At 74.0% G+C, this 25,556-nt stretch carries 23 protein-coding genes, 2 tRNA genes and 1 pseudogene; 10 read left to right on the top strand and 16 right to left on the bottom strand.

The window, feature by feature from the left end:
• The first annotated feature begins 19 nt into the window (after positions 1 to 19).
• Positions 20 to 706, top strand: coding sequence for an IclR family transcriptional regulator (locus CIK06_RS06885; RefSeq protein ID WP_095564113.1), 687 nt, complete (start codon positions 20 to 22; stop codon positions 704 to 706).
• A 115-nt stretch (positions 707 to 821) separates the two neighbouring features.
• Here CIK06_RS06885 and CIK06_RS06880 read toward each other — a convergent pair.
• The 3 genes from CIK06_RS06880 to CIK06_RS06870 all read right to left on the bottom strand — a co-directional run bounded on the left by CIK06_RS06880 (position 822) and on the right by CIK06_RS06870 (position 1,976).
• Positions 822 to 894 (bottom strand) — tRNA-Glu (locus CIK06_RS06880).
• Between the two features lie 84 nt (positions 895 to 978).
• A tRNA-Gln gene (locus CIK06_RS06875) sits at positions 979 to 1,050 on the bottom strand.
• A 122-nt stretch (positions 1,051 to 1,172) separates the two neighbouring features.
• On the bottom strand, positions 1,173 to 1,976 hold the full coding sequence (locus CIK06_RS06870) for a fumarylacetoacetate hydrolase family protein (RefSeq protein WP_095564112.1): 804 nt from the start codon (positions 1,974 to 1,976) through the stop codon (positions 1,173 to 1,175).
• A 216-nt stretch (positions 1,977 to 2,192) separates the two neighbouring features.
• On the opposite strand from CIK06_RS06870, the gene CIK06_RS06865 reads away from it, so the two are divergent.
• The 3 genes from CIK06_RS06865 (at position 2,193) to CIK06_RS06855 (ending at position 4,354) form a co-directional block, all read left to right on the top strand.
• Positions 2,193 to 3,197, top strand: coding sequence for a hypothetical protein (locus CIK06_RS06865; RefSeq protein ID WP_095564111.1), 1,005 nt, complete (start codon positions 2,193 to 2,195; stop codon positions 3,195 to 3,197).
• The gene (locus tag CIK06_RS06860) at positions 3,161 to 3,379 is read left to right on the top strand and encodes a hypothetical protein (RefSeq protein WP_095564110.1); all 219 of its coding nucleotides are present in this window, start codon (positions 3,161 to 3,163) and stop codon (positions 3,377 to 3,379) included. Before CIK06_RS06865 ends, CIK06_RS06860 begins: the two co-directional genes overlap by 37 nt.
• A 99-nt stretch (positions 3,380 to 3,478) precedes the next feature.
• A complete protein-coding gene (locus CIK06_RS06855; protein WP_095564109.1) occupies positions 3,479 to 4,354 on the top strand; it encodes a 3-methyladenine DNA glycosylase in 876 nt (291 codons plus the stop codon).
• Positions 4,355 to 4,436: 82 nt separating this feature from the next.
• Here CIK06_RS06855 and CIK06_RS06850 read toward each other — a convergent pair whose 3' ends face one another.
• Positions 4,437 to 6,473, bottom strand: coding sequence for a 4-alpha-glucanotransferase (locus tag CIK06_RS06850; protein WP_095567629.1), 2,037 nt, complete (start codon positions 6,471 to 6,473; stop codon positions 4,437 to 4,439).
• A 139-nt stretch (positions 6,474 to 6,612) separates the two neighbouring features.
• On the opposite strand from CIK06_RS06850, the gene arfB reads away from it, so the two are divergent.
• Positions 6,613 to 7,038, top strand: coding sequence for an alternative ribosome rescue aminoacyl-tRNA hydrolase ArfB (arfB, locus tag CIK06_RS06845; RefSeq protein ID WP_095564108.1), 426 nt, complete (start codon positions 6,613 to 6,615; stop codon positions 7,036 to 7,038).
• Between the two features lie 79 nt (positions 7,039 to 7,117).
• Here the strand turns inward: arfB and CIK06_RS06840 are convergent, their stop codons facing one another.
• Genes CIK06_RS06840 through CIK06_RS06825 form a run of 4 tightly spaced genes read right to left on the bottom strand, consistent with a single transcriptional unit; the run spans position 7,118 to position 11,105 of the window.
• On the bottom strand, positions 7,118 to 7,984 hold the full coding sequence (locus CIK06_RS06840; RefSeq protein WP_095564107.1) for a S1C family serine protease: 867 nt from the start codon (positions 7,982 to 7,984) through the stop codon (positions 7,118 to 7,120).
• A gap of 54 nt (positions 7,985 to 8,038) precedes the next feature.
• Positions 8,039 to 8,998: a VWA domain-containing protein gene (locus CIK06_RS06835; RefSeq protein ID WP_095564106.1), complete on the bottom strand. Its 960-nt coding sequence runs from the start codon at positions 8,996 to 8,998 to the stop codon at positions 8,039 to 8,041.
• Entirely contained in the window at positions 8,995 to 10,059 is a 1,065-nt protein-coding gene (locus CIK06_RS06830) for a DUF58 domain-containing protein (RefSeq protein ID WP_095564105.1), read from the bottom strand. Before CIK06_RS06830 ends, CIK06_RS06835 begins: the two co-directional genes overlap by 4 nt.
• Positions 10,056 to 11,105, bottom strand: coding sequence for a MoxR family ATPase (locus tag CIK06_RS06825; protein ID WP_095564104.1), 1,050 nt, complete (start codon positions 11,103 to 11,105; stop codon positions 10,056 to 10,058). The genes CIK06_RS06830 and CIK06_RS06825 overlap by 4 nt, the downstream gene beginning before the upstream one ends.
• A 282-nt stretch (positions 11,106 to 11,387) precedes the next feature.
• Between CIK06_RS06825 and CIK06_RS06820 the strand changes: the two genes are divergently transcribed.
• On the top strand, positions 11,388 to 12,380 hold the full coding sequence (locus tag CIK06_RS06820) for an endonuclease/exonuclease/phosphatase family protein (protein WP_095564103.1): 993 nt from the start codon (positions 11,388 to 11,390) through the stop codon (positions 12,378 to 12,380).
• Positions 12,381 to 12,452: 72 nt separating this feature from the next.
• Here the strand turns inward: CIK06_RS06820 and CIK06_RS06815 are convergent, their stop codons facing one another.
• Both CIK06_RS06815 and cimA read right to left on the bottom strand, forming a co-directional pair.
• Complete coding sequence (locus CIK06_RS06815) at positions 12,453 to 12,995, bottom strand: hypothetical protein (protein ID WP_095564102.1); 543 nt, start codon at positions 12,993 to 12,995, stop codon at positions 12,453 to 12,455.
• Between the two features lie 364 nt (positions 12,996 to 13,359).
• The gene (gene cimA, locus CIK06_RS06810) at positions 13,360 to 14,949 is read right to left on the bottom strand and encodes a citramalate synthase (protein WP_095564101.1); all 1,590 of its coding nucleotides are present in this window, start codon (positions 14,947 to 14,949) and stop codon (positions 13,360 to 13,362) included.
• A 302-nt stretch (positions 14,950 to 15,251) separates the two neighbouring features.
• Here cimA and CIK06_RS06805 point away from each other — a divergent pair.
• Both CIK06_RS06805 and CIK06_RS06800 read left to right on the top strand, forming a co-directional pair.
• Positions 15,252 to 15,668, top strand: a pseudogene (locus tag CIK06_RS06805) (PRC-barrel domain-containing protein); the annotation flags it as partial.
• Positions 15,669 to 15,936: 268 nt separating this feature from the next.
• Entirely contained in the window at positions 15,937 to 16,629 is a 693-nt protein-coding gene (locus tag CIK06_RS06800; protein ID WP_095564100.1) for a tyrosine-protein phosphatase, read from the top strand.
• 10 nt (positions 16,630 to 16,639) lie between these two features.
• On the opposite strand, the gene CIK06_RS06795 is transcribed toward CIK06_RS06800, so the two are convergent.
• Positions 16,640 to 17,737: a branched-chain amino acid aminotransferase gene (locus tag CIK06_RS06795; RefSeq protein WP_095564099.1), complete on the bottom strand. Its 1,098-nt coding sequence runs from the start codon at positions 17,735 to 17,737 to the stop codon at positions 16,640 to 16,642.
• A 134-nt stretch (positions 17,738 to 17,871) separates the two neighbouring features.
• Positions 17,872 to 18,900, bottom strand: coding sequence for a 3-isopropylmalate dehydrogenase (locus tag CIK06_RS06790; protein ID WP_095564098.1), 1,029 nt, complete (start codon positions 18,898 to 18,900; stop codon positions 17,872 to 17,874).
• 180 nt (positions 18,901 to 19,080) lie between these two features.
• On the opposite strand from CIK06_RS06790, the gene CIK06_RS06785 reads away from it, so the two are divergent.
• A complete protein-coding gene (locus tag CIK06_RS06785; protein WP_095564097.1) occupies positions 19,081 to 19,923 on the top strand; it encodes an FAD:protein FMN transferase in 843 nt (280 codons plus the stop codon).
• 240 nt (positions 19,924 to 20,163) lie between these two features.
• On the opposite strand, the gene CIK06_RS29155 is transcribed toward CIK06_RS06785, so the two are convergent.
• On the bottom strand, positions 20,164 to 20,694 hold the full coding sequence (locus CIK06_RS29155; protein ID WP_198348126.1) for a citrate/2-methylcitrate synthase: 531 nt from the start codon (positions 20,692 to 20,694) through the stop codon (positions 20,164 to 20,166).
• Between CIK06_RS29155 and CIK06_RS06775 the strand changes: the two genes are divergently transcribed.
• Positions 20,656 to 21,744 carry a citrate synthase gene (locus tag CIK06_RS06775; RefSeq protein ID WP_198348125.1) on the top strand — a complete coding sequence of 363 codons (1,089 nt, stop codon included), beginning with the start codon at positions 20,656 to 20,658 and terminating at the stop codon, positions 21,742 to 21,744. The two genes, CIK06_RS29155 and CIK06_RS06775, sit on opposite strands and share 39 nt — an antisense overlap.
• Positions 21,745 to 21,834: 90 nt before the next feature.
• On the opposite strand, the gene serA is transcribed toward CIK06_RS06775, so the two are convergent.
• The 3 genes from serA to ilvN all read right to left on the bottom strand — a co-directional run bounded on the left by serA (position 21,835) and on the right by ilvN (position 25,530).
• Complete coding sequence (gene serA, locus CIK06_RS06770; RefSeq protein ID WP_095564094.1) at positions 21,835 to 23,436, bottom strand: phosphoglycerate dehydrogenase; 1,602 nt, start codon at positions 23,434 to 23,436, stop codon at positions 21,835 to 21,837.
• Positions 23,437 to 23,960: 524 nt separating this feature from the next.
• A complete protein-coding gene (gene ilvC, locus CIK06_RS06765) occupies positions 23,961 to 24,974 on the bottom strand; it encodes a ketol-acid reductoisomerase (protein WP_095564093.1) in 1,014 nt (337 codons plus the stop codon).
• 40 nt (positions 24,975 to 25,014) lie between these two features.
• Positions 25,015 to 25,530 carry an acetolactate synthase small subunit gene (gene ilvN, locus CIK06_RS06760; RefSeq protein WP_095564092.1) on the bottom strand — a complete coding sequence of 172 codons (516 nt, stop codon included), beginning with the start codon at positions 25,528 to 25,530 and terminating at the stop codon, positions 25,015 to 25,017.
• Positions 25,531 to 25,556: the final 26 nt, after the last annotated feature.

The raw sequence follows: 25,556 nt of genomic DNA, 5'->3' as shown, positions 1-25,556 counted from the left end.
TCGGCTTGTGGGACACAGTATGAGCGGCGTCGGCGTCCTCGACAAGGCGGTTGTCATCCTTGCCGCCTGCGTGGACGGGGCGAGCCTGGCCGAACTCGTCGAGCGCACCAAGCTGCCCCGGGCCACCGCGCACCGGCTGGCACAGGCGCTGGAGATCCACCGGATGCTCGTCCGCGACGCGCAGGGCCGGTGGCGTCCGGGCCCGCGGCTGGGCGAGTTCGCCAACGCGGCGCCCGACGTGCTGCTCACCGCGGCCGAGCCGCTGCTGACCGCACTGCGGGACGCGACCGGCGAGAGCGCCCAGCTCTACCTGCGCCGCGCCGACGAGCGGATCTGCGTGGCCGCCGCCGAACGGGCCAGCGGCCTGCGGGACACCGTGCCGATCGGCTCGGTGCTGCCGATGACCGCCGGCTCCGGCGCCCAGGTGCTGCTGGCCTGGGAACCGCCGGAGGCGGTGATGCCGCTGCTGCCGCGCTGCAAGTTCACCGGCCGCACGCTGGCCGAGGTGCGCCGCCGCGGCTGGGCGCAGAGCATCGCCGAGCGGGAGGCCGGGGTGGCCAGCGTCTCGGCCCCGATCCGGGACCGCACCGGCCGGGTGATCGCCTCGATCAGCATCTCCGGACCGATCGAGCGGCTGGGCCGCCGGCCGGGCGACCGGCACGCGATGGCGGTGGTCCGCGCCGGGCAACGCCTCAGCGGACTGTGACCGCGGCCCGGCGAACGCGCGTGGAGATCAGGAGTCGATTCGGCGGACAACGGCGCCCACCACCAGGCACAATGAAACGGCCCGCATCACCATGGTGACGCGGGCCGCTACCCTGTAGCCCCGACCGGATTCGAACCGGCGCTACCGCCTTGAGAGGGCGGCGTCCTGGGCCACTAGACGACGGGGCCAGGAACTTCCTTCGTTGATCTCTCGATCAACGCCGCTGAACTCTATCAGAGACCAGCTACCGACACCCTCACGGGCATCAGTTGCTGGGGTACCAGGACTCGAACCTAGACTAACTGAACCAGAATCAGTCGGGCTGCCAATTACCCCATACCCCATCGGCGCTTGCGGCGCCGAAGTTGAACTCTACCGCCAGCGGCGTGCCGGGCCAAATCGACCCCCAAAAACCGCCCGCTGGCTGGGCTTTCTTCCGGTACGGACGGCGCCGCGCGACGCGCGCTCAGTCCAGCGCCACGACCGGATTGGACAACTCGCCGATACCCGAGATGCGCACGGTGACGGTCTCGCCCTCGGCCAGCGGGCTGACCCCGGCCGGCGTACCGGTCAACACCACGTCGCCGGGCAGCAGCGTCATCACGTGCGAGATGTACGACACCAGGCCGGGCACGTCGAAGACCATGTCCCGGGTACGCCCCAACTGCCGTACCTCCATCCCGTCCGGCGACGTACCCACCTCGCAGCGGACCTCCAGGTCCGACACGTCCAGGCCGGTGCTGATCCACGGCCCGAGCGGGCAGAACGAGTCGAAGCCCTTGGCCCGGGTCCACTGCCCGTCCGAGCGTTGCAGATCCCGCGCCGTCACATCGTTCGCGCAGGTGTAGCCGAAGATCGCCCGCTGCGCGGCGGCCCGGTCCGCGCGCCGCGCCCCCGGCGGTCCGATCACGACCGCGAGTTCCGCCTCGTGCTCGACCTGCTTGGACTGCGCCGGCAGCCGGATGGCGTCCCGGGGACCGATGACCGACGTCGACGGCTTCAGGAACAGCAGCGGCTCCTTGGGCACCTCCGAACCGTGCTCGGCGGCGTGCTCGGCGTAGTTGCGGCCGACGCAGACCACCTTGCTGGGCAGGATCGGCGAGAGCAGCCGCACGTCGGCCAGGGCCCAGCGCTGGCCGCTGAAGCCGATCCGGCCGAACGGGTGGCCGTCGATCTCGGCGATGGTCAGCGCCTCGGGACCGGCGGCCGGCTCCCCCTCGACCGCGCCGAAGGACATTCCGTTGGGATGGGCGAAACGAGCGATACGCACCCGGCCAATCTAGGGCGTGCCAGCGGGGAACCACCAGCAGGCCGCGGCGCGGCCGGCCGGGACCCGGCGCAGGTGGCAGGAAAAGGGCCGAAAACCCACCAGAACTCCGGGACCGCGGGCAGGGTAAGCCAGCGAACCCGGCCGGCGCGCCGGTTCCGCGCTTCCCGCTCGGCCCGCCGGACCGCCCGCCTAGCGTCGGGCGCGGGAGGAACCACGATGCACATTTCGAAAATCGGCCGCACGCTGCTGGCCAGCCTCACCGCGATCATGACATCCGCGCTCATCCCACCGGCGGCACCGGCCGCGGCCGCACCGCCGGCCATCGCGCTGGCCGTGGTGCCGGTCGGCACCGTGGCACCGTCGTACGAGATCCAGATCCGCAACGACACGGCGGCCTCGGTGAACACCACCATCCGGCAGGAGCTGCCGGCCGGCCTGAACCCGGTCGCGATCAGCCACGGCGGCCACGCGGACGCCGCCAGCCGGCCCGCCGGCGGCACCGACCTGAGCTGGCAGGTACGGGTACCGGCCGGCGGCACCGAGACGGTCAGCGCCACCCTCACCAGACCCGCCGGCACCGCCGACCTGACGGCGCCGGCCTGCGCGTTCACCGCCGGGAACGCGGTGCCGGACGACTGCGCGACGGCCACCTGGCGAGCCTCCGGCGGCATCCTGGGCACGTCCTCGACGCCGCTGTGGCGCCGCCCGGGCGTGCTCGGTCTGATCGGCGCCGCGGTGCTGCTGGCCGGCGCGGTGGCGCTGCTGGTCCGGGTCCGCCGCCGGCGCGCGGAGACCAGGCGGCAGGCCGACCGCGAGCTGACGGCGCTCAGCGAGCCCAACGTCTACCCGCGGCCCCCACGGGCGGCCACCCCCACCCTGGTACGCCCGGCACGCCGCCGCCCACCGCTGTGGGCCAGCATGGCCGTGCTGCTGGCGGTGCTCGGCCTGGTCGGCGGCGCGGCGCTGTGGATCACCACGGCCCGGGTGAGCGCGATCCAGGGGGCGCGGCAGCCCTCCAGCGGCGCCTGGAGCGGCCCGGCCGCGCAGGGCACGGTGGGCACCACGCTGCGCGAGTCCGCCTTCGAGTTCACCGTCTACCAGGTCTCCTGCCCCGCCGCCCAGGGCTGCACGGTCACCGTGGGCTCAACAACGCCTCCGACCGGAGCCAGCGCTGGTACGCCTCGATGCAGCGGCTGTACCTGCCGGACGGCAACTGGGTGAGCGCCGACGAGGCCGCCACCCGGGCCGCCAACCGCAACACCGACCAGTTCGCCGACCCGATCCCGCCGGGCGAACGCCTGCTGGTGCCGCTGGTCTTCCCGACCACCGGTACGACCCGACCCACCGCCGTGGAGCTGCGCAGCTCGGTCTTCTCGGCGGGCGCCCGGGTAGACCTGACCTGAGGTCGGCCTGAGGTCGGAGCGCCCGGCCCGAGGTCGGCCCGGGCCGAGCCGGAGCGCCCGGCGGGCCGGCCGGCGCACCGGCGGTCGTACCCTGGGCTGATGGGCACCGCCGTCGTTCCCGCCGCCGTCCCGCAGACCGTGCTGGACGGTGCCGCATGGCGCGCCCGGCGGCGGGCGCACGAGGACCGGGTGGACGCCTGGCTGGCGCCGCACCTGGCCCGCCGCCGCGCCGGCCGCAAGCACCCGGTCGAGGACTTCCTCTTCAGCTACTACTCGTACCGGCCGGCCCAGCTGCGGCGCTGGCACCCCGGGGCCGGGGTGCTGCTCGCCGGCGCGGACCCCGCCGACCTCGGCCGGGACTACCGCGCCGAGCCCGCGGGGGCGACCCTGGACACCGCGGCGGTGCGCGCCCGGCGCGCCGAATCGATCGACTGGATCCGCAACCTGCTGGCCCGCACCGCCGAACGCCCCGGGCAGTTCGGCTGCTTCGGGATGCACGAGTGGGCGATGGTCTACCGGCAGCACCCGGACGACGTGCGGCACAACGCCTGGCCGCTGCGGCTGTGCCCGGACGACATCGCCCGGACGGTGCAGGAGAACCGGATCCGGTGCAGCCACTTCGACGCGTACCGCTTCTTCACCGCACCGGCCCGGCCGCTCAACCTGCTCACGCCGACCCGGGAGCGCCAGCCCGACCTGGAACAGCCCGGCTGCCTGCACGCGAACATGGACCTCTACAAGTGGGCCCACAAGCTGTCCCCGCTGGTGCCGGCCGAGGTGGTGGCGGACTGCTTCGAGCTGGCCCGGGAGATCCGCACCCTGGACATGCGGGCCAGCCCGTACGACCTGGCCGCGCTCGGTTGTCCGCCGGTGCGGGTGGAGACCCCCGCCGGCCGCGCCGAGTACGCGACCGCGCAGCGCGGGTTCGCCGAGCGCGCCGCGATCCTGCGCGCCCGGCTGCTGTCGCTGGTGTAGCGACGGGCCGCGTACCCGCGCCCCGACGCCGACCCACCCCGGCCCCGGCCCCGCACGCCGCGGCCGCGTTCCCGGCGCCGGCCTACCGTCGGGAACGGCCGCGGGTGAACAGCTCGGCGATCCGGCGCGGCCGGGGATCGACGCGGATCCGCTCCAGGGTGGCCGGCAGCGGCATCCGCCAGTTCGGATACTCGTCCACCGTGCCCGGCAGGTTCGGCTGCCGCACCTCGCCGAGCACGTCGTAGAGCGAGACCGCCAGCAGCCGGGTCGGGCTGGCCGCCAGCGCGGCGTGCATGGCGACGACCACGTCGTCATCGGACGGTTCGCCCGGCGGCAGCAGCCCTGCGTCCCGCAGCATCGCCACGAGCCTGCGCCGGTCCTCCCGCGCCCGCTCCCACTCGTCCGCGACGCTGCCCGCGAGCTGGTGCAGCTCGGCCCGGACCCGGACGTGCTCACCGGCCAGGAACCCGGCGGCGGTCGGCAGGTCGTGTGTGGAGATGGTGCCGAGCGCGGTACGCGGCCAGCGCTCCGGCGGCAGGAACGGCGCGCCCGCCACCTCGGCGTCGCGGGCGAACCACAACACGGTCGAGCCCAGCATGTTGCGCCCGCGCAGCCCCCGGGTGACGGCCGGCTGGACCGTACCCAGATCCTCGCCGACCACGACGGCGCCGGCCCGGTACGCCTCCAGGGCGAGGATCCCGAGCATCGCCTCGGGGTCGTACCGGACGTAGGTGCCCTCGCCCGGCCCGGCGCCCGGCGGGATCCACCACAGCCGCCACAGCCCGGCGACGTGGTCGACGCGCAACCCGCCCGCGTCGCTCAGCACCCGGCGCAGCAGGTCGCGGTAGGCGGCGTAGCCGGTGGCGGCGAGCCGGTCGGGGCGCCAGGCCGCCAGCCCCCAGTCCTGGCCGAGCTGGTTGAAGTCGTCCGGCGGGGCGCCGATGTGCACCCCCGCGGCCAGCACGTCGGCCAGCAGCCAGCCGTCCGCGCCGCCGGGGTCGACCCCGACGGCCAGGTCGTGCACGATCCCGACCGGCATGCCGGTCTCCCGGGCCGCGTGCCCGGCCGCGGCCAACTGCTCCCGGCAGAGCGTCTGGATCCAGGCGTGGAAGGCGATCCGCTCCGCCAGCCGCCCGCGGGCCTCGGCCACCGCCGGCCCGTCCGGCCGGCGCAACGGCTCCGGCCAGGTCCGCCAGTCGCTGCCGTGCCGCTCGGCCAGCGCACAGTACGTCGCGAACGCGGCCAGTTCCGGATCGGCGTCCAGATCCACCGGGTCGGCCAGCGGGAACAGCAGTTCCAGCGCCGCCCGCTTGGCCCGCCAGACCGCGTCGTAGTCGATCAGGTCCGCGCTCGCGTCGGCGCCGCCGGATCCGACAGCGCCGGCTTCCCCGGGGCCGGCACCGCCTGCCTCGCCGGCCGCGGCCGGCGCCGGCGGACGCAGGGCGTCGACCCGGGCCCGCAGCTCGGGATCCGCAGCCCGGTACGCCGCGGTGTCGGCCACCCGCAGGTACAGCGGGTTGGCGAACCGCCGGCTGGACGGCGAGTACGGCGAGGCCGGTACGGGATGGCTGGGCGCCACCGCGTGCAGCGGGTTGAGCAGCACCAGCCCGGCACCGGTCCCGGCGCCCGCCCAGCGGGTGAACTCGGCCAGGTCGCCCAGGTCACCCATGCCCCACGAGCGCGCCGAGTGCAGCGCGTAGAGCTGCAGCATCCAACCCCAGCTCGCGGGCGGCGCGGGCAGCCGCCGGGGCACCACCACCAGCGGTAGGTCCCGACCCGCGCAGGCGAGCCGGTGCCAGCCGAGCGGCAGGTCGGCGGGCAGTTCCCGCCCGACGTCCCGGCGCCCGCCGTCCTCCAGCGTGACGACGCCGGCCGCGGGCAGCGGCCGGGTCCGGCCGGCCACCAGGATCACGGTGCCGGGCAGCGCGGCCCCGTCGGCCGCCGCGCGGGCCGCCGCCAGCGCCTCCCGGGCCGCCGCGGGATCCCCGGCCTCCACCCCGAGCAGCCGGAGCACCTCGATCACGATCTCCGGGCGTACCCGCACCCGGCGACCCCGCCAGTCCGTGTACGCCGTGGCCACCCCGTGCGCCGCCGCCAGTGCGATCAGTTGCCGGTCCATCCACACCCCCAGTCGCTGACCCACCCTGGCACGCGGTCGGCCCGACCCCAAGGCCCGGCCCCAAGGCCCGGCCGCGGTGCGCGGCGTTGATCAAGAATCTCAGGTGTGCGGATCGGCGGCGGCCACTAGCCTGGGGAGCGTGGCCGGTGAACTGCGCGTGACCGACCGGGTGTCGATCCCGGCCGGCGAGCTGAGCTGGCGATTTTCCCGGTCCGGCGGGCCGGGCGGCCAGGGCGTCAACACCGCCGACTCGCGGGTCGAGCTTTCCTGGCACCTGGATTCCTCGATCGCGCTGCCGGACCAGCTCAAGGAGCGGGCTCGCCAGCGGCTGGGAAACCGGCTGGTGGGAGGCACGCTCACCATCGTGGCCTCGGAGCACCGGGCGCAGTTGCGCAACCGGGAGGCGGCCGAGGCGCGGCTGGCCGCGCTGCTCGCCGACGCCATCGCGCCGCCCCCGCCGCCGCGCCGGCCGACCCGCCCGTCCCGGGGCGCCAAGGAACGCCGGATCGCCGACAAGAAGCGGCGCGGCGAGATCAAGCGGCTGCGCCGGCCCGACGAGCACTGAGCCCGTCCCGGTCGGCCGCCCACGCCGGTCGGCCGCCCTAGCCCATCAGCCGCCCAAGCCCATCAGCCGCCCGTACCGGTCAGCCGCCCTTGCCGATGATGCCGTCGGCGACCTGCTGGGCCTGGTCGATCGGGATGGCGAAGCCGATCCCGATCGACCCGCTGCCGTCCAGGGTGGCGATCGCGGTGTTCACCCCCACCACCTCGCCGCGGGCGTTGACCAGCGGACCGCCGGAGTTGCCCGGGTTGATCGACGCGTCGGTCTGCACGGCGGTGTGCCGGCTGGTGCCCAGCCGCACCGGCCGGTCCAGCGCGCTGACGATGCCGGCGGTCACCGTGCCGGCCAGGCCGAGCGGCGAGCCGACCGCCAGGACCGGCTCACCGACCCGGGTCGCGCCCGGCTTGGCCAGGGCCAGCGGGTTGAGATGCGCCTCCGGCGGCACCTTGAGCACCGCGATGTCGCTGTTCGGGTCGTGCCCGACCACGACGGCCGGCATCCGCCGCCCGTCCGGGGTCTCCACCACCACCGCCGAACCGTTGCCGCGGGCGACGATGTGGTCGTTCGTGATGATGTGCTGGAGGTTGTCCACGGCGAAGCCGGAGCCCGTCGCGGTGCTGCCGTTGCCCGCGTCGACAAGCACGGACACCACCCCGGGCACGACCTTCCCGGCGGCGGTGACCAGGTCCGGCGGGATGGGCGCGGCCGCCGAGGCGGCCGGGGCGCCGGGCTTGCCGCCCTGGCTGGCCACGTAGCCGCCGGCCAGCGCTCCGGACACGGTGGACAGGGCCACCACCGCCAGGGCGAAGACCAGCGCCCGACGCCAGCGGGTCGCCCGGGTGGCCACCGGCATGCCGTGCCCCTCGACCGGGTCCGGACCGTACCGGTCGAGGTCCGGCGAGACGAACCACGGGCCGCGGGGTTCGCCGAGGCCGCTCTGCACTGCCATCGCTCACTCCTTGCCGTAGGGCCGCCTTCGCACCGCCGTCCGGTGCGCCCACCGTCAGGGCAGGCGGGAGAACCACACCATCGAGCCGACGGCGCCGCCCGCCGCCAGCAGCAGGCCCAGGCCGATGAACCGGGCCGAGATGTCCTGACGCTTGGTCTGGTAACCGACCGACCGGCCGATGTCCTCGTAGACGGCCCGCAGCTCCGCGCTGGAGCCGGCCTCGTGGTAGCCGCCGCCGGTCTGTTCCGCGACCGCCTGGAGGGTCTCGCCGTCCACCGGCACCCGGATCGGCCGGCCGCCCCGGTCCACCGAGCCGGTCGGGGTGCCGAACGAGATCGTGTGCACCGGCACGTGCGCCTGCACCGCGTCCTCGCCGGCCGCCTGCGGGTCCTTCCCGGAGGTGTTCGCCCCGTCCGAGAGCAGCACGATCCGCGCCGGTGGCGGGTTGTTGGTCGCCTCCGGGTCGAGTTGCCTGATGGCACCCAGCGAGGCGTCGATGGCCTCGCCGATCGCCGTGCCCTGGACCCCGGTGCTGCTCTCGGAGAGCCGCCGGATGCCGGACTTGAGCGCCGCCCGGTCGGTGCCCGGCGGGACGATCACCGCCGCGCTGCCGGCGAAGGCCACCAGCCCCACGTTGAACTCGTCGGGCAGCTTGCCGACGAACTTCACCGCGGCCTCCTTGGCCGCGGTCAGCCGGTCCGGGTCCACGTCGTCGGCGAGCATCGAGGTCGACACGTCCACCGCGATCATCACGGTGGCGCGCTCCCGGGGCACCTGCACGTCCGCCGCGGGCCGCGCGAAACCCACCACCAGCAGCGCGAACATCGCCAGGAACAGGCTTGCCGGTACGTGCCGGCGCCAGGCCGGCCGGTACGGCGCGACCCGGTCCAGCAGCCGCAGGTTGGTGAAGCGCACGGCGTACCGGCTGCGGCGGCGCTGTATCCGGACGTAGGCGTAGGCCAGCGCCGCCACCGCGAGCAGCAGCCAGAGCCGTTGCGGTGACTCCAGGGTCACGGCGCACCTCCGCAGGCGTGGGCGGGCCGGGACACGCCGGCCAACCGGCGACGCAGGTGCACGTGCCGGACGATGTCGGCCACCCAGTCCCGGTCGGTCCGCAGTTCCAGCCGGGTCGCCCCGGCCCGGCGTACCGCGGCGGCCACCTGGTCGCGCTGGGCCGCCGCCGCGGCGGCGAAGCGGTCCCGCAGCCGGCGGTCGCCGGTGGAGATCTCCCGGCGCCGGCCCGTCTCCGGGTCGGTGAAGGTGATCAGCCCGACGTCGGGCAGTTCCAGCTCGCGCGGGTCGGTGACGTCCACGGCCAGCACCTCGTGCCGGGTGGCGAGCCGGCGCAGCGGGCGTTCCCAGTCCGGTGCCGCGGTGTCGGATTCGGGCAGCCCGTCGAGGAAGTCGGACACCACCACCGCGAGGCCGCGCCGGGTGGCGCAGCGGTGCAGGCCCTCGATGGCGGCGGCCAGGTCGACCGGCGCGCCCGCACCGTCCGGCGCCGGACCCGCCGGACCCGCCGGACCCGCGGGAGCCGGAGCCGCGGTACGCCCCGAGGCGGGGTCCACGGGTTCGGCGCGGGGCGTACCGAGCAGCGCGCGGAGCAACCCGAGCAGGTGGTTGCGGCCCGCTCGGGCCGGGAACCGGCGTACCCCGGTCGCGGTGAGGATGTGCCCACCGAGCCGGTGCCCGACCCCGGCGCTGAGGAAGCCGACGGCCGCCACCGCGGCGGCGGCCACGTCCCGCTTCTCCACCTCGGCGGTGCCGAAGTCCATGCTCGGCGAGGCGTCCACCAGGACCCAGGTGGTCAGTTCGCGGTCGGCGTCGGTCTGCCGCACGTGCGGAACGGTGGTCCGGGCGGTGACCGCCCAGTCCATCCGGCGTACCTCGTCCTCGCCCGGCCGGTACTCCCGGCTACCCGCTACCTCGGTGCCGGGACCGGGCAGCAGCCCGAGGTGCTGGCCGTGCAGCAGGCCGTCCAGCCGCCGGGCCACTGTCAGTTCGAGCCGGCGCAGCCGGTCGCTCGGGGCGAGGTCCCGCAGCGCCAGCAGGCCGGGCCGGTCGGGCGCGTTCACGCCACCGCCAGGTCCGGGGCAGGCTGGGGCCGGGCCGGCGCGACCCGGGGCGGCGGTACGGCCTCGACGAGCCGGCGGACCAGCCAGTCGGCGCTCACCCCGTCGGCCACCGCGTCGAAGGAGAGCACGAGCCGGTGGGCGAGGACGTCCGGGGCGAGGTGGTGCACGTCCTCGGGGAGCACGTAGTCGCGCCCGCGCAGCAGCGCCTGCGCCCGGGCCGCCGCGACCAGGCCGAGGGTGGCCCGCGGGCTGGCACCGTAGGCCAGCATCGGCGCCAGTTCCGGCAGGCCGAACCGGGCCGGCTCCCGGGTGGCCAGCACGAGGCGTACGACGTACTCGGCGAGGGCGTGGTGCACGAAGACCCGGCGGGCGCGGGCCTGCAACGCCAGCAGGCGTTCGGGGTCGAGCACCTGGCGCGGCCGGGGCCGGTCGGCGCTCATCCGGTAGAGGATGGCCAGTTCGTCGGCGTCGCTCGGGTAGCCGACGGTGACCTTCATGAGGAACCGGTCCCGCTGCGCCTCGGGGAGTTGGTAGACCCCCTCGGACTCGATCGGGTTCTGGGTGGCCAGCACGAGGAAGGGGGTGGGCACCGGGTAGGTCCGTCCGCCGATGGACACCTGCCGCTCGGCCATCGCCTCCAGCAGCGCGGACTGCACCTTCGCGGGCGCCCGGTTGATCTCGTCGGCCAGCACGAGGTTGGCCATCACCGGGCCGAGTTCGACGTCGAAGTTCTCCGACGAGGCGCGGTAGATGCGGGTGCCGACGATGTCCGAGGGCACGAGGTCCGGGGTGAACTGGATCCGGGAGAAGGTGCCGCCGACGGCCCGGGCGAGGCTCTGCGCCGCGAGCGTCTTGGCCACCCCCGGTACGCCCTCCAGCAGGCAGTGCCCGTCGGCGAGCAGGGCGGTGAGCAGCCGTTCGACCAGTTGGTCCTGTCCCACGATCACCCGTTTGACCTCGAACAGCGTCTGTTCGAGGTCGGTGGCGACCGCAGCGTTCCCGACCGTGCTGGGCAGGCTGGCCAAGCTGTCCGACATGTCCGTCACGGTGCAAGCTTCCCCCGCGAAGCCTGATCAAACCCGAGAATTGCTCACATCGCCCGAACCGACGGGAAGAGCCCGGCCCGCCGACACCCACCGGCCCGACCGCGGCACGCCACCCCGGCCCAGTGTGGCCCGACCGCGGGTCGCCGGGGGCCGGTTCGTCCCGGCCCGACGGTCGGCGCGACCGGGCCGGCCGGGCCGGGACGACCGGAAAGCCGGGCGGCCCGGCCAGCCGCGCCGGGCCGGGCCGGCCGGGACGAACCCGGTCCGGCTACCGTGTGCCCCATGGCGGGCGCGGACGGACGGAACACCGACGGACCGGTCCGGCGCCGCCGCACCCGCACCACGGTCTGCTGGGCGATCGCCGCGGGCTGCGCCGGCTGGGCGGTGCTCCGGCTGGCCGCACCCGCCCGCGGCCCGCTCGTGCAGGCGCTGGCCTTCACCCCGTACGCCGCACTGGCCGCGCTGGCCGGCACGGCGCTGCTGCTCGGCCTGCGTCGCTGGCGGCCGGCCCTGCTGGCCGGGCTGGCGGCGCTCGCGCTGGCCGGCGCGGTGCTCCCCCGGATGCTGCCCGACCCCGGTCCGGCGGCCGGCGGGCCGACCGTACGGGTGCTCACCGCCAACCTGTGGCTGGGCAACGCCGACCCGGGGGCGCTTGTCGACCTCGTCCGGGACAACCGGGTCGACGTGCTCACCGTGCAGGAGTTCACCCCGGACATCGCGGCCGCGCTGGACCGGCTCGGCCTGGCCGAGCTGCTGCCGTACCGGCAGCTCAATCCGGAGGTGGGCAGCACCGGCTCCGGGTTGTACTCCCGCTTCCCCATCGCGGCCGGCGGCATCCGGCGCAACGCCGGCGGCTTCAGCCAGGCGCACGGGACGATCCGGCCGCCCGGCGCGGCGCCGGTGGTGGTGGAGTCGGCGCATCCGATGGCGCCGTACGCGCTCTCGGCGGTCGGTGACTGGCGCACCGATCTCACCGCCGAGCCACGGGCCACCCCGGAGGGCACGCTGCGGATCCTGGCCGGCGACTTCAACGCCACCCTCGACCACCCGCCGCTGCGGGCGCTGCTCGGCAGCGGGTACGCCGACGCGGCCGACCGGGTCGGCGCGGGTTGGCAGGGCACCTGGGGACCGTACGACGGCGACCTCATCCCGCCGGTGGCCATCGATCACGTGCTGGTGGACCGGCGGATCGCGGTACGCGCCGTGGGCGTGCACCGGTTGCCGCACAGCGACCACCGGGCGCTGCTGGCCGAGCTGGCCCTGCCGGCCGGCTGAGGACCCGGGCCGGTACCGCTACCGGCCCCCACCCCGGGTCGGGGTGGGGGCCGGTAGCGGTGCCGGTGTGGCTCAGGAGGTCACGACGAGGTGGAACGCCCGGTCGACCAGCGCACCGTTGGTGTCGTACGTCGCGATGAACACCCCGTTCGAGATGCCGGTCCGGCCCGCCACCACAACGATCCCGGGCGGCGGAACGTACAGCGATCCGGTGAACCCGGTGGTGGCGACGTACGCCGACTGCCGCACGTCGTGGGTGAACACGACCTGGTACTCACCCACACCGAGCCGGGCGGCCGAGACGGCGTGGTAGCCCCGGACCAGGGTGCCGTTGGACTCGACCACGGCGAACTCGGGCTTGGTGCCCGCGTCGGCCACCGTCGCGTCCGACGGCGCGAGCGCGGCGCGGGCCGCGGCCGCCTCCGCCTTGCTGACCGCCGGCTGGGCGGCGGAGCCGCGGGCGGCGGCCGGGCCGCCGATGCCGGGCTGTTCGGCCCGCGCGGCCGCCGGATGACTGTCGTTCGGGGCCGCGGCTGCCACACCGCCGCCGAGCAGGGCGAGGGCGAACGCGCCGATCGCCACCGTGGTCGCCTTGCGACGCGAGAATCTGGCCATGAGGATCTCTTTTCTGCCCAAGCGGGTCGAGGAATTGCCTCGGTCGAGGAATCTCCCCGGGCGAGGCGGTCGCGACGACGCGGGCACCCTCCCCCTTTCGTGAACCGCCGCTCACAATTTCCCGGCCCCCCGTAGCGCACGCCAGCCTCCGCAGCGGCTCCCACAGGGGACCGATGCGGTGGCCGGATCCGGAGAAATCTGTCCTACACCCACTCTGAGCAGGTGTTATGGGCCCGAGATAGTCGTGTCGCAACCTGCTCGGAACGTAACACCAACAAAGGATTGCCGTCAATAACGGCGCACCGCCGGAGAGCAATTCACATTGCCCTCCCCGGCGTTTATGAAATGCAAATTCTATTCGCTCTCACGCTTTTACCTCGGCCCGGGACAGCCCGTACACCAGCGCGTCCACCAGCGCGTGCCAGCTCGCCTCCACCACGTTCGGGTGCACCCCGACGGTGGTCCAGTCCCGGCCGTCCGCGCCCGCCGTCTCGACCAGTACCCGGGTCACCGCGTCGGTGCCGTGGCTGTCCTCCAGGATCCGGACCTTGTAGTCGGCCAGCCGGAAGTCGCGCAGCGCGGGGTAGTGCCGGATCAGCGCGCTGCGCAGCGCCTCGTCGAGGGCGTTCACCGGGCCGTTGCCCTCCGCCGTGGCGATCACCCGCTCGCCGCGTACCCGGATCTTCACGGTCGCCTCGGAGACCACCGCGGCGTCCTCGCGGTGCTCGACCAGCACCCGGTACGACTCCAGGGTGAACGGCCGGACCACGGCCTGATCGGCCAGTTCGTCGCGGACCAGCAGCTCGAACGACGCGTCGGCGGCCTCGAACGACCACCCGCCGGCCTCCATCTCCTTGACCCGCCGGGTGACCCGGCCGAGCGTCTCGGGCTGGTCGGCCAGGTCGATGCCGAGCTGCCGCGACTTCAGTTCGATGCTGGCCCGGCCGGCCATCTCGGTCACCAGGATCCGCATGTCGTTGCCGACCACCGGCGGGTCGACGTGGTTGTACAGCAGCGGGTCGACCTTGATCGCGCTGGCGTGCAGGCCGGCCTTGTGCGCGAACGCCGCCGCACCCACGTACGGCTGGTGGGTGTCCGGGGTGATGTTCGCGATCTCGGCGATGGCGTGCGCGACGTGCACCATCCGGTCCAGGCAGCCGGCCGGCAGCACCCGCATGCCGAGCTTGAGTTCGAGGTTGCCGACCACGGTGAACAGGTCGGCGTTGCCCGGACGCTCGCCGTACCCGTTCGCGGTCCCCTGCACGTGCCGGACCCCGGCCTCCACCGCGGCGATGGTGTTGGCCACCGCGCAGCCGGTGTCGTTCTGGCAGTGGATCCCCAGCCGGTCGGCCGGGATGCCGAGCAGGTCGGTCAGCTCGCCGATGGCCGCGGCGATCCGGGACGGCAGCATGCCGCCGTTGGTGTCGCAGAGCACCGCGATCTCGGCCCCGGCGGCCAGCGCGGTCTCGACGACCGAGGCGGTGTACCGGGGATCGAAACGGAAGCCGTCGAAGAAGTGCTCGCAGTCGAGGAACACCCGCCGCCCCTCGGCCACCAGGTGCGTCACCGTGTCACCCACCATGGCCAGGTTCTCCGCCGCGGTGGTCCGCAGCGCCCGCTCCACGTGCCGCAGGTCGGACTTGGCCACCAGGCACACCGCCGGGGTCCCGGCCTCGCGCAGGCCGGCCACCTGGGGATCGTCGGCCGCGGCCAACCCGGCCCGGCGGGTGGCGCCGAACGCCACCAACTGCGCGTGCTTGAGATCGAGTTCCTGCTGTGCTCGGCGGAAGAACTCGGTGTCCTTGGGCACGGCGCCCGGCCATCCGCCCTCGATGAACCCGACGCCGAAGTCGTCGAGCAACCGGGCCACGGCCAGCTTGTCGATCACCGAGTAGGTGATCCCCTCGCGCTGGGCACCGTCACGCAGCGTCGTGTCGAACACCTGGAAAGTCATGGGAGTCCCTCCGGAGCAAACAAAAAGACCCCCCGCTGGTCGCGGGAGGTCTGCGCGCTCGGCCGTCGGCCGGGCGCGCTAGCTGGTAATGGTGGAGACGACGTGCGTCACGGTCGCTGACTCTGCCACTCCGGCCGTGTGCCGGGAAGAAAAATCCACATGACGGGACGGTTGCGGATTGTGACGGTCCGTCCCGGCGCCGGGGCGCCGCGACCTGCGGTGTACGGCTGCGGCCACGCGGGTACGTCCTTGTGTACCGCCTTCCGCGGATGCACCGCTACCGACGACAGAGGAGGCCCCCGATGGATAACCGCGAACACCTGCTGCCGATCGCCGAGCCGGGGCTGCACGGCGGACCCGCACCGTTCCAGGCGTGGGCGTACCGGGACGGCGTGCACGAGGTCAGCGACACCGACCTGGTCGGCTACCGGGTGGAGGCCACCGACGGACACATCGGCAAGGTGGACCGGGCCAACCACGACACGGACGACAGCTTCCTGGTGGTGGACACCGGACCGTGGATCTTCGGCCGGAAGGTCCTGCTGCCCGCCGGGGTGATCGAGCGGGTCGACCACGACGACCGGAAGGTCTACGTCGACCGGGACAAGGAGCAGATCAAGGCCGCCCCCGAGTACGACGAGGCGAGCCACGCCGACCCGGCCTACCGCACGCAGCTCGGCGGGTACTACGGCGACACCTACGCCGCGCCGGGCACCGCCGTACCGCCCGGGGAGATGGCCCCGCCGGTCGGCGAGGGCGCGGCGCCCTCGGCCATGCCGCCCGGCGGGCTGGCCCCGCAGCCCGGCCACACGCCCCCGCCCGAGCGCGGCTGACCGCCGGCCGACCCCCGACCGTCCGCGGTTGCCGCCCGCGGCCACGCCCGTCGCGTGGCCGCGGGCGGCACCGTGCGCTACCCGCGGCCGCCAACCGCGACTACCGTGGCCGGATGACCACCGAATCCGAGTACGCCTCGCTCGCCTTCACCGAATGCTTCAACTTCCGCGACGCGGGGGACACACCGGTCTCGGTGGCCGGTCGGTGCGCCGGGGCCGGCTCTACCGCTCCGACTCGCTGCACCGCCTCCGCGCGGACCGCGAGACCTTCCTCGACCTGGGCATCCGCACGGTCATCGACCTGCGCCGGTCGGACGAGGTCGACCGCGACGGCCGGGTACCGGCGTACGACGGGCTGGTCTACCGGCACCTCGAACTGGCGCACCGGCCGTGGGAGGAGACCCCGTACGACGGCGCCGGCGGGCTGTCCGACTACCTCGCGACGCGGTACCTGGAGATGGCCGAGACCGGCGCCGCCGGCATCGCGGCGGCGCTTGAGGTGATCGCCGACACGGACAACGCGCCCGCGGTGGTGCACTGCGTGGCCGGCAAGGACCGCACCGGGATGGTCTGCGCGCTCACCCTCGCCCTGCTCGGCGTGGCCGACGCGGACATCGCGGCCGACTACGCGCTCAGCACCGCGGCCGGCGAGCGGTACCGGGAGTGGGCGCGCGGCCAGTCCCCGGACGGGGAACTGCCGCCGCCGTTCCTGGCGTCGCCGGCCGAGGCGATGGCCGGCTTCCTCACCGGGCTGCGCGCCCGGCACGGCGACGTCGAGGGGTACGTCCGGTCCACCGGCCTGCCCGCGGATCGCATCGCGGCGCTCCGCGGGCACCTGCTGGACTGATCGCCCGCGCTCAGCGGAGCCGGTGCACCCAGCCGAACGGGTCCTCGGCGCGGCCGCGCTGGATGTCGATGAGCTGCTGGCGCAGGCCCATGGTGACCTCGCCCGGCCCACCGTCGCCGATGGTGAAGTCGCCGTCCGGGGTGCGCACCCGGCCGATCGGTGTGATCACCGCGGCCGTGCCGCAGGCGAACGCCTCCCGGACCCGGCCGCTGGCCACCCCGTCGCGCCACTCGTCCAGGCTGAACGGGCGCTCGGTCACGGTCCGCCCGTCCCGCCCGGCGAGCATCAGCACCGACTCCCGGGTGATGCCGGCCAGGATCGTCCCGGTCAGCGGCGGGGTGACCAGGCTGCCGTCGTCGAGCACGATGAACACGTTCATCCCGCTCATCTCGTCGATGGTCCGGCGCTCGGCGGCGTCCAGGAACACCACGTCGTCACAGCCGTGCGCGACGGCCTCGGCCTTGGCGACAAGCGAGTTGGCGTAGTTGCCCCCGCACTTCGCCGCGCCCGTCCCGCCCGGCGCGGCGCGGGTGTAGTTGGGCGAGATCCAGACGGTCACCGGCTGCACGCCGCCGGTGAAGTAGGCGCCCACCGGGGAGGCGATCACCACGTAGAGAAATTCCTTGGCCGGGCGCACCCCGAGGAAGGCCTCGCTGGCGAACATGAACGGCCGCAGGTAGAGGCTGCCGCCGTCGGCCGTGGGGATCCACTCGCGGTCGATCTCCACGAGGTGCCGCAGCGAGTCCAGGAACGCCTGCTCGGGCAGCGCCGGCATGGCCATCCGGTTGGCCGAGGCGACGAACCGGGCCGCGTTGGCCTCGGGCCGGAACATCGTCACCCCGCCGTCCGCGGCGTGGTACGCCTTGAGCCCCTCGAAGATCTCCTGCGCGTAGTGCAGCACGGCTGCGGCCGGGTCCATCGGGATGGCGGCGCGGGCCTCGACCCGGGCGTCGTACCAGCCCTTCTCCTCGGCGTACCGGATGGTGACCATGTGATCGGTGAAGATCCGGCCGAATCCGGGGTTGGCCAGCAGTGCGGCTCGCTCGGCGGCGGCTACCGGGGCCGGATTCGGACGAATCTCGAAGTCGAGCTTGTCACCACCGCTCATTGCGCTGACCTCCATGCTGGATCCGGCGGGAGACGTCCGCCGGAGAAACCGAGTCCCTGAAACCTACCCCGAACGCTCGTTCAGTGGGAACCTCCGGTCGCCGGTGTGCAAATGTCGCCGACCGGAGGCGCGGGTCAGGATACGGCGGCGGCGAGCCGGTCGCCGACCTCGGCGGTGCGCAGTGCGGCGCCGGGGACCCGGCCGGCCAGTTCGGCCGCGACCGCCCGGGAGACCCGCTCGGCCGCGCCGGGGTGGCCGAGGTGCTCCAGCAGCAGACCCGCCGACAGCACCGCGGCCACCGGGTCGGCCACGCCGCGGCCGGCGATGTCCGGGGCCGAGCCGTGCACCGGCTCGAACATCGACGGGTAGCGCCGCTCCGGGTTGATGCAGCCGCTGGCGGCCAGCCCGATCCCGCCGGTGACCGCCGCGGCGATGTCGGTGAGGATGTCCCCGAACAGGTTGTCGGTCACCACCACGTCGTACCGCTGGGGCTGGGTGACCAGGTACATGGCCGCGGCGTCGACGTGCTGGTACTCGGTCTCGACCGTCGGGTGCTCGGCCGCCACCTCGGCGAAGGTCCGGGTCCACAGCGACCCGGCGTGGGTCAGCACGTTGCTCTTGTGCACGAGGGTGACCCGGCGGCGGGGCCGCCGCTGCGCCCGGGCGAACGCGTCGCGGATGACCCGCTCGACGCCGTGCCGGGTGTTCAGGCTCTCCTCGGTGGCGATCTCCGCCGGCGTGTCCCGGTGCAGCACCCCGCCGGCGCCCGCGTACAGGCCCTCGGTGCCCTCGCGGACCACGACCAGGTCGATGTCGCCGGCCTTGATGTCGGCCAGCGGCCCGGCCGTGCCCGGCCAGAGCCGCGACGGCCGGAGGTTGACGTACTGGTCGAAGGCGAACCGCAGGCGCAGCAGCAGCCCGCGCTCCAGCACCCCGGGCGGCACGTCGGGGTCGCCGACGGCGCCGAGCAGGATCGCGTCGTGCTCGGCCAGCTCGGTCAGGACGCTGTCGGGCAGGACCTCGCCGGTGCGGTGGTAGCGCGCGGCGCCGAGGTCGTACCCGGTCGCCTCGACGCCGGGCAGCACCGCGTCGATCACCTTGCGGGCCTCACCGATCACCTCGGGTCCGATGCCGTCGCCGGCCACCACCGCGATCCGCGCCACGTCCTGCTCCCGTCCGTCGCTGCCCGTTCTGGGCACCGTAGTCTTCGTCCCGTTTCTCAGTATGCACGTCTCACATAATGGGATAGTGACGGAGGGTACAGGCTATTCACAGCGTCGATCCAACCTTCCGACATGTTCAACACCTAGCGTGATCTCCGTTGCGCACAGGGGGGCGAGACGATGATGGGAAACCGTGCCGGCCGAACGGCCGGATCGACGCTGGACCGGGTGGAGCCGCCGGATCTGCGGCTCGGGGTGGACGGCGGCGGACCGCTGCGCCCGTTCACCGGGACACCGGCCAACCGCATCGTCGCCCGGCACACCGTGCAGACCTCCACCGCCGAGTTCCGGCTGGTGCTCAACGCACCCGCCCGGCTGGGCCGGCGCGGCCTGAGCGAGGCCATCGCCGACGCGGTCGCCGAACTGCGGGCGATCGACGTCACCTACAGCCCGCTGCGCGCCGACAGCCTGGTGGCACGGCTTCGCCGCGGCGAGATCGCCGCCGACGCGTACCCGCCACTGGCCGACGTCGTGGACCGCTGCGCCGCGATGCGGGCCGCCACCGACGGCTGGTTCGACGCCTGGGCGGTGCCCGGCGGCTTCGACCCCGGCGGCCCGCTCATCGGCTGGGCCGTCGACCGGGCCGCCGCCCGGCTGCGCGCCGCGGGCATCTCCGACTACGCCGTGCAGAGCGGCGCCGACCTGCTGGTACGCGGTCACGCGCCGCACGGCGGGCCGTGGCGCATTGCGGTGCACGACCCGACCCGGGACCGCCGCCGGCCGCCACTGGTGCTGGAGATGACCGCCGGGGCGGTGGGTACCTCCGGAGTCGGCGGGCGGCGCAACCACGTCGTCGACCCGCACACCGGGGCGCCGGTGCACCACCTCACCGCGGCGACCGTGCTCGGACCACAACTGTCCGTTGCGGACGGTTACGCCACCGCGCTGTTCGCGGCCGGGCCGGCCGGCTACGACTGGTTTCCCACCACCGACGGCTACCGCGCGCTGTTCGCGGCGGACTGAGGCCGGCGCACCCCGCCCGTTGATCGGCCCTCACGGCCTCGGCAACGATCGTGAGGGCCGATCATCGACGTATGCGCATATCTCACGCTCGTCGGGGGTGGAGCCAGTCACCCGATGCGACGCCGCGCCTCGTCACCCGAAGACGAGCCCTGCGCCGGGAAGCTCATCGGGTAACCTCGTCAATACGCTATCGAACCTGCGTAACCGCCCGCAAGGCTCGTCGGTGATCCGGATCGGCGCTCACCTGGGCCGCGCCCCCGTGTAGGTGCCGCGAAACCGGAACCGCAACCCCGCCTCCCGGTACTCCTCCATCGCGTGCGCGATCCACCCGGCGGTCCGGGCGATCGCGAAGACGGCCTCGCCGGCGTCCGGGATCATCCCACCCGCGTGCGCGAGCGCGGCCAGCGCGAACTCCACGGTGGGGTGGCGGGACGAGTGCTGCCGGATCACCGCCAGCAGGCCGTCCACCGCCGCCCGGACCCGCGGCTCGGTGGGCATCGCCGCCAACAGGTCCAGCAGGGCCGCGGCCCGCACGTCGCCGGACGGGTACAGCGGGTGCGGCCGGTGCACCATCGCCTCGTCCGGGCCGCCGGTGCGCAGCGACTCCGCGTACACCGCGACCGGGTCGCCGGTCTCGACGGCCTGACCCACCAGCCGGTACGCCCGGCTCGCGGCGGCGCCGTGCAACGGCCCCTCGAAGGCGCCGAGCCCGGCGGCGACCACCGCGTACGGGTGCGCCCGGGTCGACGCGGCCGGGAGGGCTTCTACCACTACCGGCAGTACTCCGCGATCGAGCTGGCCACCGCCTGCACCCTGGAGGACGTCTGGGCACTGCTCATCGACGGCGAGCTGCCGGACCCGGCCGGCTGGTCGGCGTTCGCGGCCGAGATCGCCCCGCTGCGCCGGATCCCCGACGCGCTCCGGCCGCTGCTGCCCCCGATCGCCCGGGACACCGGCACCAGCCCGCTGGACGGGCTGCGCACCGCGCTGTCGCTGGCCGGCCCGATCCACGGGATGCGCCCGCTGCTGGACACCGACCCGGCCACCCGGCGCGCCGACGCGCTCGCCGCCTGCGCGCTCACCCCCACCCTGCTCACCGCGCTGCACCGGCTGCGCACCGGCGCGGAACCGGTGCAACCGCGGGACGACCTCGGGTACGCCGCCAACTACCTCTACATGCTCACCGGTCGGGAACCCGAGCCGGCGCACGCCCGGGCCATCGAGCGGTACCTCATCTCCACCATCGACCACGGCTTCAACGCCTCCACCTTCACCGCCCGGGTCATCGCCTCGACCGGCGCCGACCTGGCGGCCTGCCTCTGCGGTGCGCTCGGCGCGCTCTCCGGGCCGCTGCACGGCGGGGCGCCCAGCCGGGCGCTGGACACCCTCGACGCGATCGGCACCCCGGACCGCGTCGACGACTGGATCCGGGACCGGGTGCTGGCCGGCGAGCGCATCATGGGCTTCGGCCACCCCGTCTACCGCACCGAGGATCCCCGCTCGCGGATGCTGCGGGAGATCGCCGGGTCGCTCGGCGGCGACCTGGTCGACTTCGCCGTGACGGTGGAGCGGCGGGTGCTGGAGCTGCTGGCCGAGCTGAAGCCCGGCCGGGAACTGCACACCAACGTGGAGTTCTACGCCGGCGTCGTGATGGAACTCTGCGGGCTGCCGCGGGAGATGTTCACCCCGACCTTCGCCGCCAGCCGGGTGATCGGCTGGTGCGCCAACGTGCTGGAGCAGGCGCAGGACAGCAAGATCATCCGTCCGGCGGCCCGGTACGTCGGCCCCGCGCCCGCACAGCCCGTGCCGGCCACCCGGTAGCGGAGTCCCCCGGCACGAAGACCGGCCCCCGTGGTCCCGCCGCCTGGGGCGGCACCACGGGGGCCGGTCACCGGGAAGGGCTGCCCGCCGCTACTCGTCGCGCAGGTCCACGGCGCTCGCGGCGGTGGCACCGATCGAGGCGGCCGCCGAGTCGAGCAGCTCGACCCCGACCGCCGAGTCGACGGTGAGGGTCATCAGCGCCTCGCCGCCGGCCTCCCGCCGGGCCACCTGCATGGCCGCGATGTTGACCCCGGCCTCGCCGAGGATCGAGCCCACCGTGCCGACCACACCGGGCCGGTCCGCGTACCGGAAGAACAGCAGGATGCCCTCGGCGCCCAGCTCCAGGTCGAAGCCGTCCACCTCGGTCAGCTTCACCACGTCGCGGCCACCCGGGCCGCCCACCACGGTGCCCGAGACGCTGACGGTCCGGCCGTCCGGCAGGGCGCCGCGTACCGTCACCAGGTTGGGCTGCTCGCTGGTCTCGGCGATCGCCGACAGCTCCACCTCGACGCCGCGGTCCGCGGCCAGGTGCGGGGCGTTGACGTAGCTGACCTGCTCCTCCACCACCGAGGTGAAGAGGCCCTTGGTGGCCGCGAGCCGCAGCACCGACACGTCGTTCTCGACGATCTCGCCCCGGACCTCCACGGTCACGCTCGCGGCGACCTGCCCGGCGACGGCCGTGAAGACCTTGCCCAGCTTCTCGGCCAGCGGCAGCAGCGGCCGGACGTCCTCGGCGACCACGCCGCCGGCCTGCACGTTCACCGCGTCCGGGACGAACTCGCCCTGCAACGCGAGCTTGACGCTGCGGGCCACCGCGAGCCCGGCCTTGTCCTGCGCCTCGGCCGTGGAGGCGCCCAGGTGCGGGGTGGCGACCACGTTGTCGAAGGCGAACAGCGGCGACGCCGTGCACGGCTCCTTGGCGTACACGTCGATGCCGGCGCCACCGACCCGGCCCTCGGCCAGGGCGTGCGCCAGGGCCTCCTCGTCCACCAGGCCGCCGCGGGCGGCGTTGACGATGCGCACGCCGGGCTTGACGATCGACAGCTCCTTCTCGCCGATCAGGCCGACCGTCTCGGGCGTCTTGGGCAGGTGGATCGAGATGAAGTCGCTGTCCCGCAGCAGTTCGTCCAGCCCCACCAGCCGGACACCGAGCTGGGCCGCGCGGGCCGGCTGGATGTACGGGTCGTACGCGATGAGCCGGGTGCCGAACGCCGCCATCCGCTGCGCGAACAACACGCCGATCCGGCCGAGCCCGACCACGCCCACGGTCTTGCCCTGCACCTCGACGCCCGTGTACCGGGACCGCTTCCACTCACCGGCCTTCAGCGCCGAGCTGGCGCTCGCGGTGTGCCGGGCCACCGCCAGCAGCAGCGCGACGGCCTGCTCGGCGGCCGACACGATGTTGGAGGTGGGCGCGTTGACCACCATGATTCCGCGGGCGGTGGCGGCCGGCACGTCCACGTTGTCCAGCCCGACACCGGCCCGGGCCACCACCTTGAGTCGGGTGGCCGCGGCCACCGCCTCGGCGTCGATCTGGGTGGCGCTGCGCACGATCACCGCGTCGGCGGAGGCGAGCGCGGCCAGCAGTGCCGGGCGGTCGGTGCCGTCCACGTGCCGTACGTCGAAATCGTGGGCAAGCACGTCAATGGCGGCGGGAGCGAGTTCTTCGGCGATCAGTACGACAGGAGTCATTGGTCCTCGTAGATGTCGTCTGGATGGGTCGGCGGCGGGAGCGCAGCTCTGCACCCCACACCGGTCCATGTCACAGGCCGGGCAGCACCGCGCGGTGTCACCGGGCCGATCCGTGTGCCAGTGGAGAATCTCGGGTGACGGCGCCGACCCGGGCCGGCGCGCTCACCGCCGATCGTAGGCCGCCACCACCCCGACCGGGCAGCCCGGGTGAGCGCCCTCACAAACCCGACATCACGCGCAAGATCACCAACGGCCCGCGCTCCGGGCCGGTCGCCGCACCGACCCCGCGCCCGCATCCCGCACACCGGGCCGCGCCCCCCGCCCCGGTCCGATCGCGCCCCCGCCCCGGTCCGACCGCGGCCGGATCGCGGCCGGATCGCCGTCGAATCGCGGCCACAGGCACATTGATCAAGGCGTCTGTGACCACGGTAAGCGCTTACCGCGGCACAAACGCCTTGATCAACGGCTTCTCGGCGGGGAACACCGGCCCCGGAACGGACCGGCGGACCGGACCGGCGGACCGGCTAGGCGGTCTCGGTGATCGGCCGGTCCACCCAGCTCATCATGCCGCGCAGCTTCTGACCGGTCTCCTCGATCGGGTGCGCCGCGCCCTCGGCCCGCCACTTGGTGAAGTTCGGCCGACCCGCGTCGTCCTCGGCGATCCACTCCCGGGCGAAGTCCCCGGCCTTGATCTCCGCGAGGATCCGCCGCATCTCATCCTTGACCCGTGCGTCGATCACGCGCGGTCCGCGCGAGTAGTCGCCGTACTCGGCCGTGTCGGAGACGCTGTACCGCATCCGGGCGATGCCGCCCTCGTACATCAGGTCGACGATCAGCTTCAGCTCGTGCAGGCACTCGAAGTACGCGATCTCCGGGGCGTACCCGGCCTCGGTGAGCACCTCGAAGCCCGTCTGCACCAGCGCGGAGGCGCCGCCGCAGAGCACCGCCTGCTCGCCGAACAGGTCGGTCTCGGTCTCCTCGGCGAAGCTGGTCCGGATCACCCCGGCCCGCGTCCCGCCGATCCCCTTGGCGTACGCCAGCGCCAGCGCCAGCGCGTTCCCGCTGGCGTCCTGCTCGATCGCCACCAGGCACGGCACGCCCTTGCCGTCGACGTACTGCCGGCGGACCAGGTGGCCCGGTCCCTTCGGGGCCACCATCGCCACGTCCACGTCGGCCGGCGGGGAGATGAAGCCGTACCGGATGTTGAAACCGTGGCCGAAGAGCAGCGCCTTGCCCGCGGACAGGTGCGGCGCGATCGACTCGGCGTAGAGCGTGCGCTGCACGGTGTCCGGCGCGAGAATCATGATCACGTCGGCCGCCTGCGCCGCCTCGGCCGGCGTACGCACCACAAGGCCCTGCTCCTGTGCCTTGGCCCGGCTCTTGGAACCCTCGGGCAGGCCGACCACCACGTCGACGCCGGAGTCCCGCAGCGACAGCGCGTGCGCGTGCCCCTGGCTGCCGTACCCGATCACCGCGACCGTGCGGCCCTGGATGACCCCCAGGTCGGCGTCGTCGTCGTAGTACACCTCAACGCTCATGAACTCTTCCCTTTCCTACGGCGGCCGGGTGGCTCGCCGGTCACGCGGCCCGCAGCGCGGGGCCGGCGGCGATGGACCGGGAGCCCCGGCCGATCGCCACCAGCCCGGACTGGACCATCTCCTTGATGCCGAACGGTTCGAGGTCGCGCAGCAGCGCTTCCAGCTTGTCGGGCGTGCCGGTGGCCTCGATCGTGAGGGTCTCCGGGGAGACGTCCACGACACGCGCCCGGAACAGGTCCACGGTCTCCAGCACCTGGGACCGGGCGGACCGGTCGACCCGCACCTTGACCAGCAGAAGTTCCCGAGCCACCGAGACCACCGGATCCAGCTCCACGATCTTCAGTACGTTGACCAGCTTGTTGAGCTGCTTGGTGACCTGCTCCAGTGGCGAGGTCTCGGCGTTGACCACGATCGTGATCCGGGAGACCTCGGGGTTCTCGGTCTCCCCCACGGCCAACGAGTCGATGTTGAATCCGCGCCGGGAGAACAGCCCCGCCACCCGGGCCAGCACGCCCGGCTTGTTCTCCACCAGGACGGAGAGGGTGTGAATGGTCATTGCCGGATCTCCTTCGCCACGCCCTC

Origin of the sequence: Plantactinospora sp. KBS50 (assembly GCF_002285795.1) — a bacterium.
GTDB lineage: Bacteria > Actinomycetota > Actinomycetes > Mycobacteriales > Micromonosporaceae > KBS50.
The sequence above is the reverse complement of the archived record's forward strand: the minus strand, read 5'-3'. Positions and strand labels throughout refer to the sequence as shown.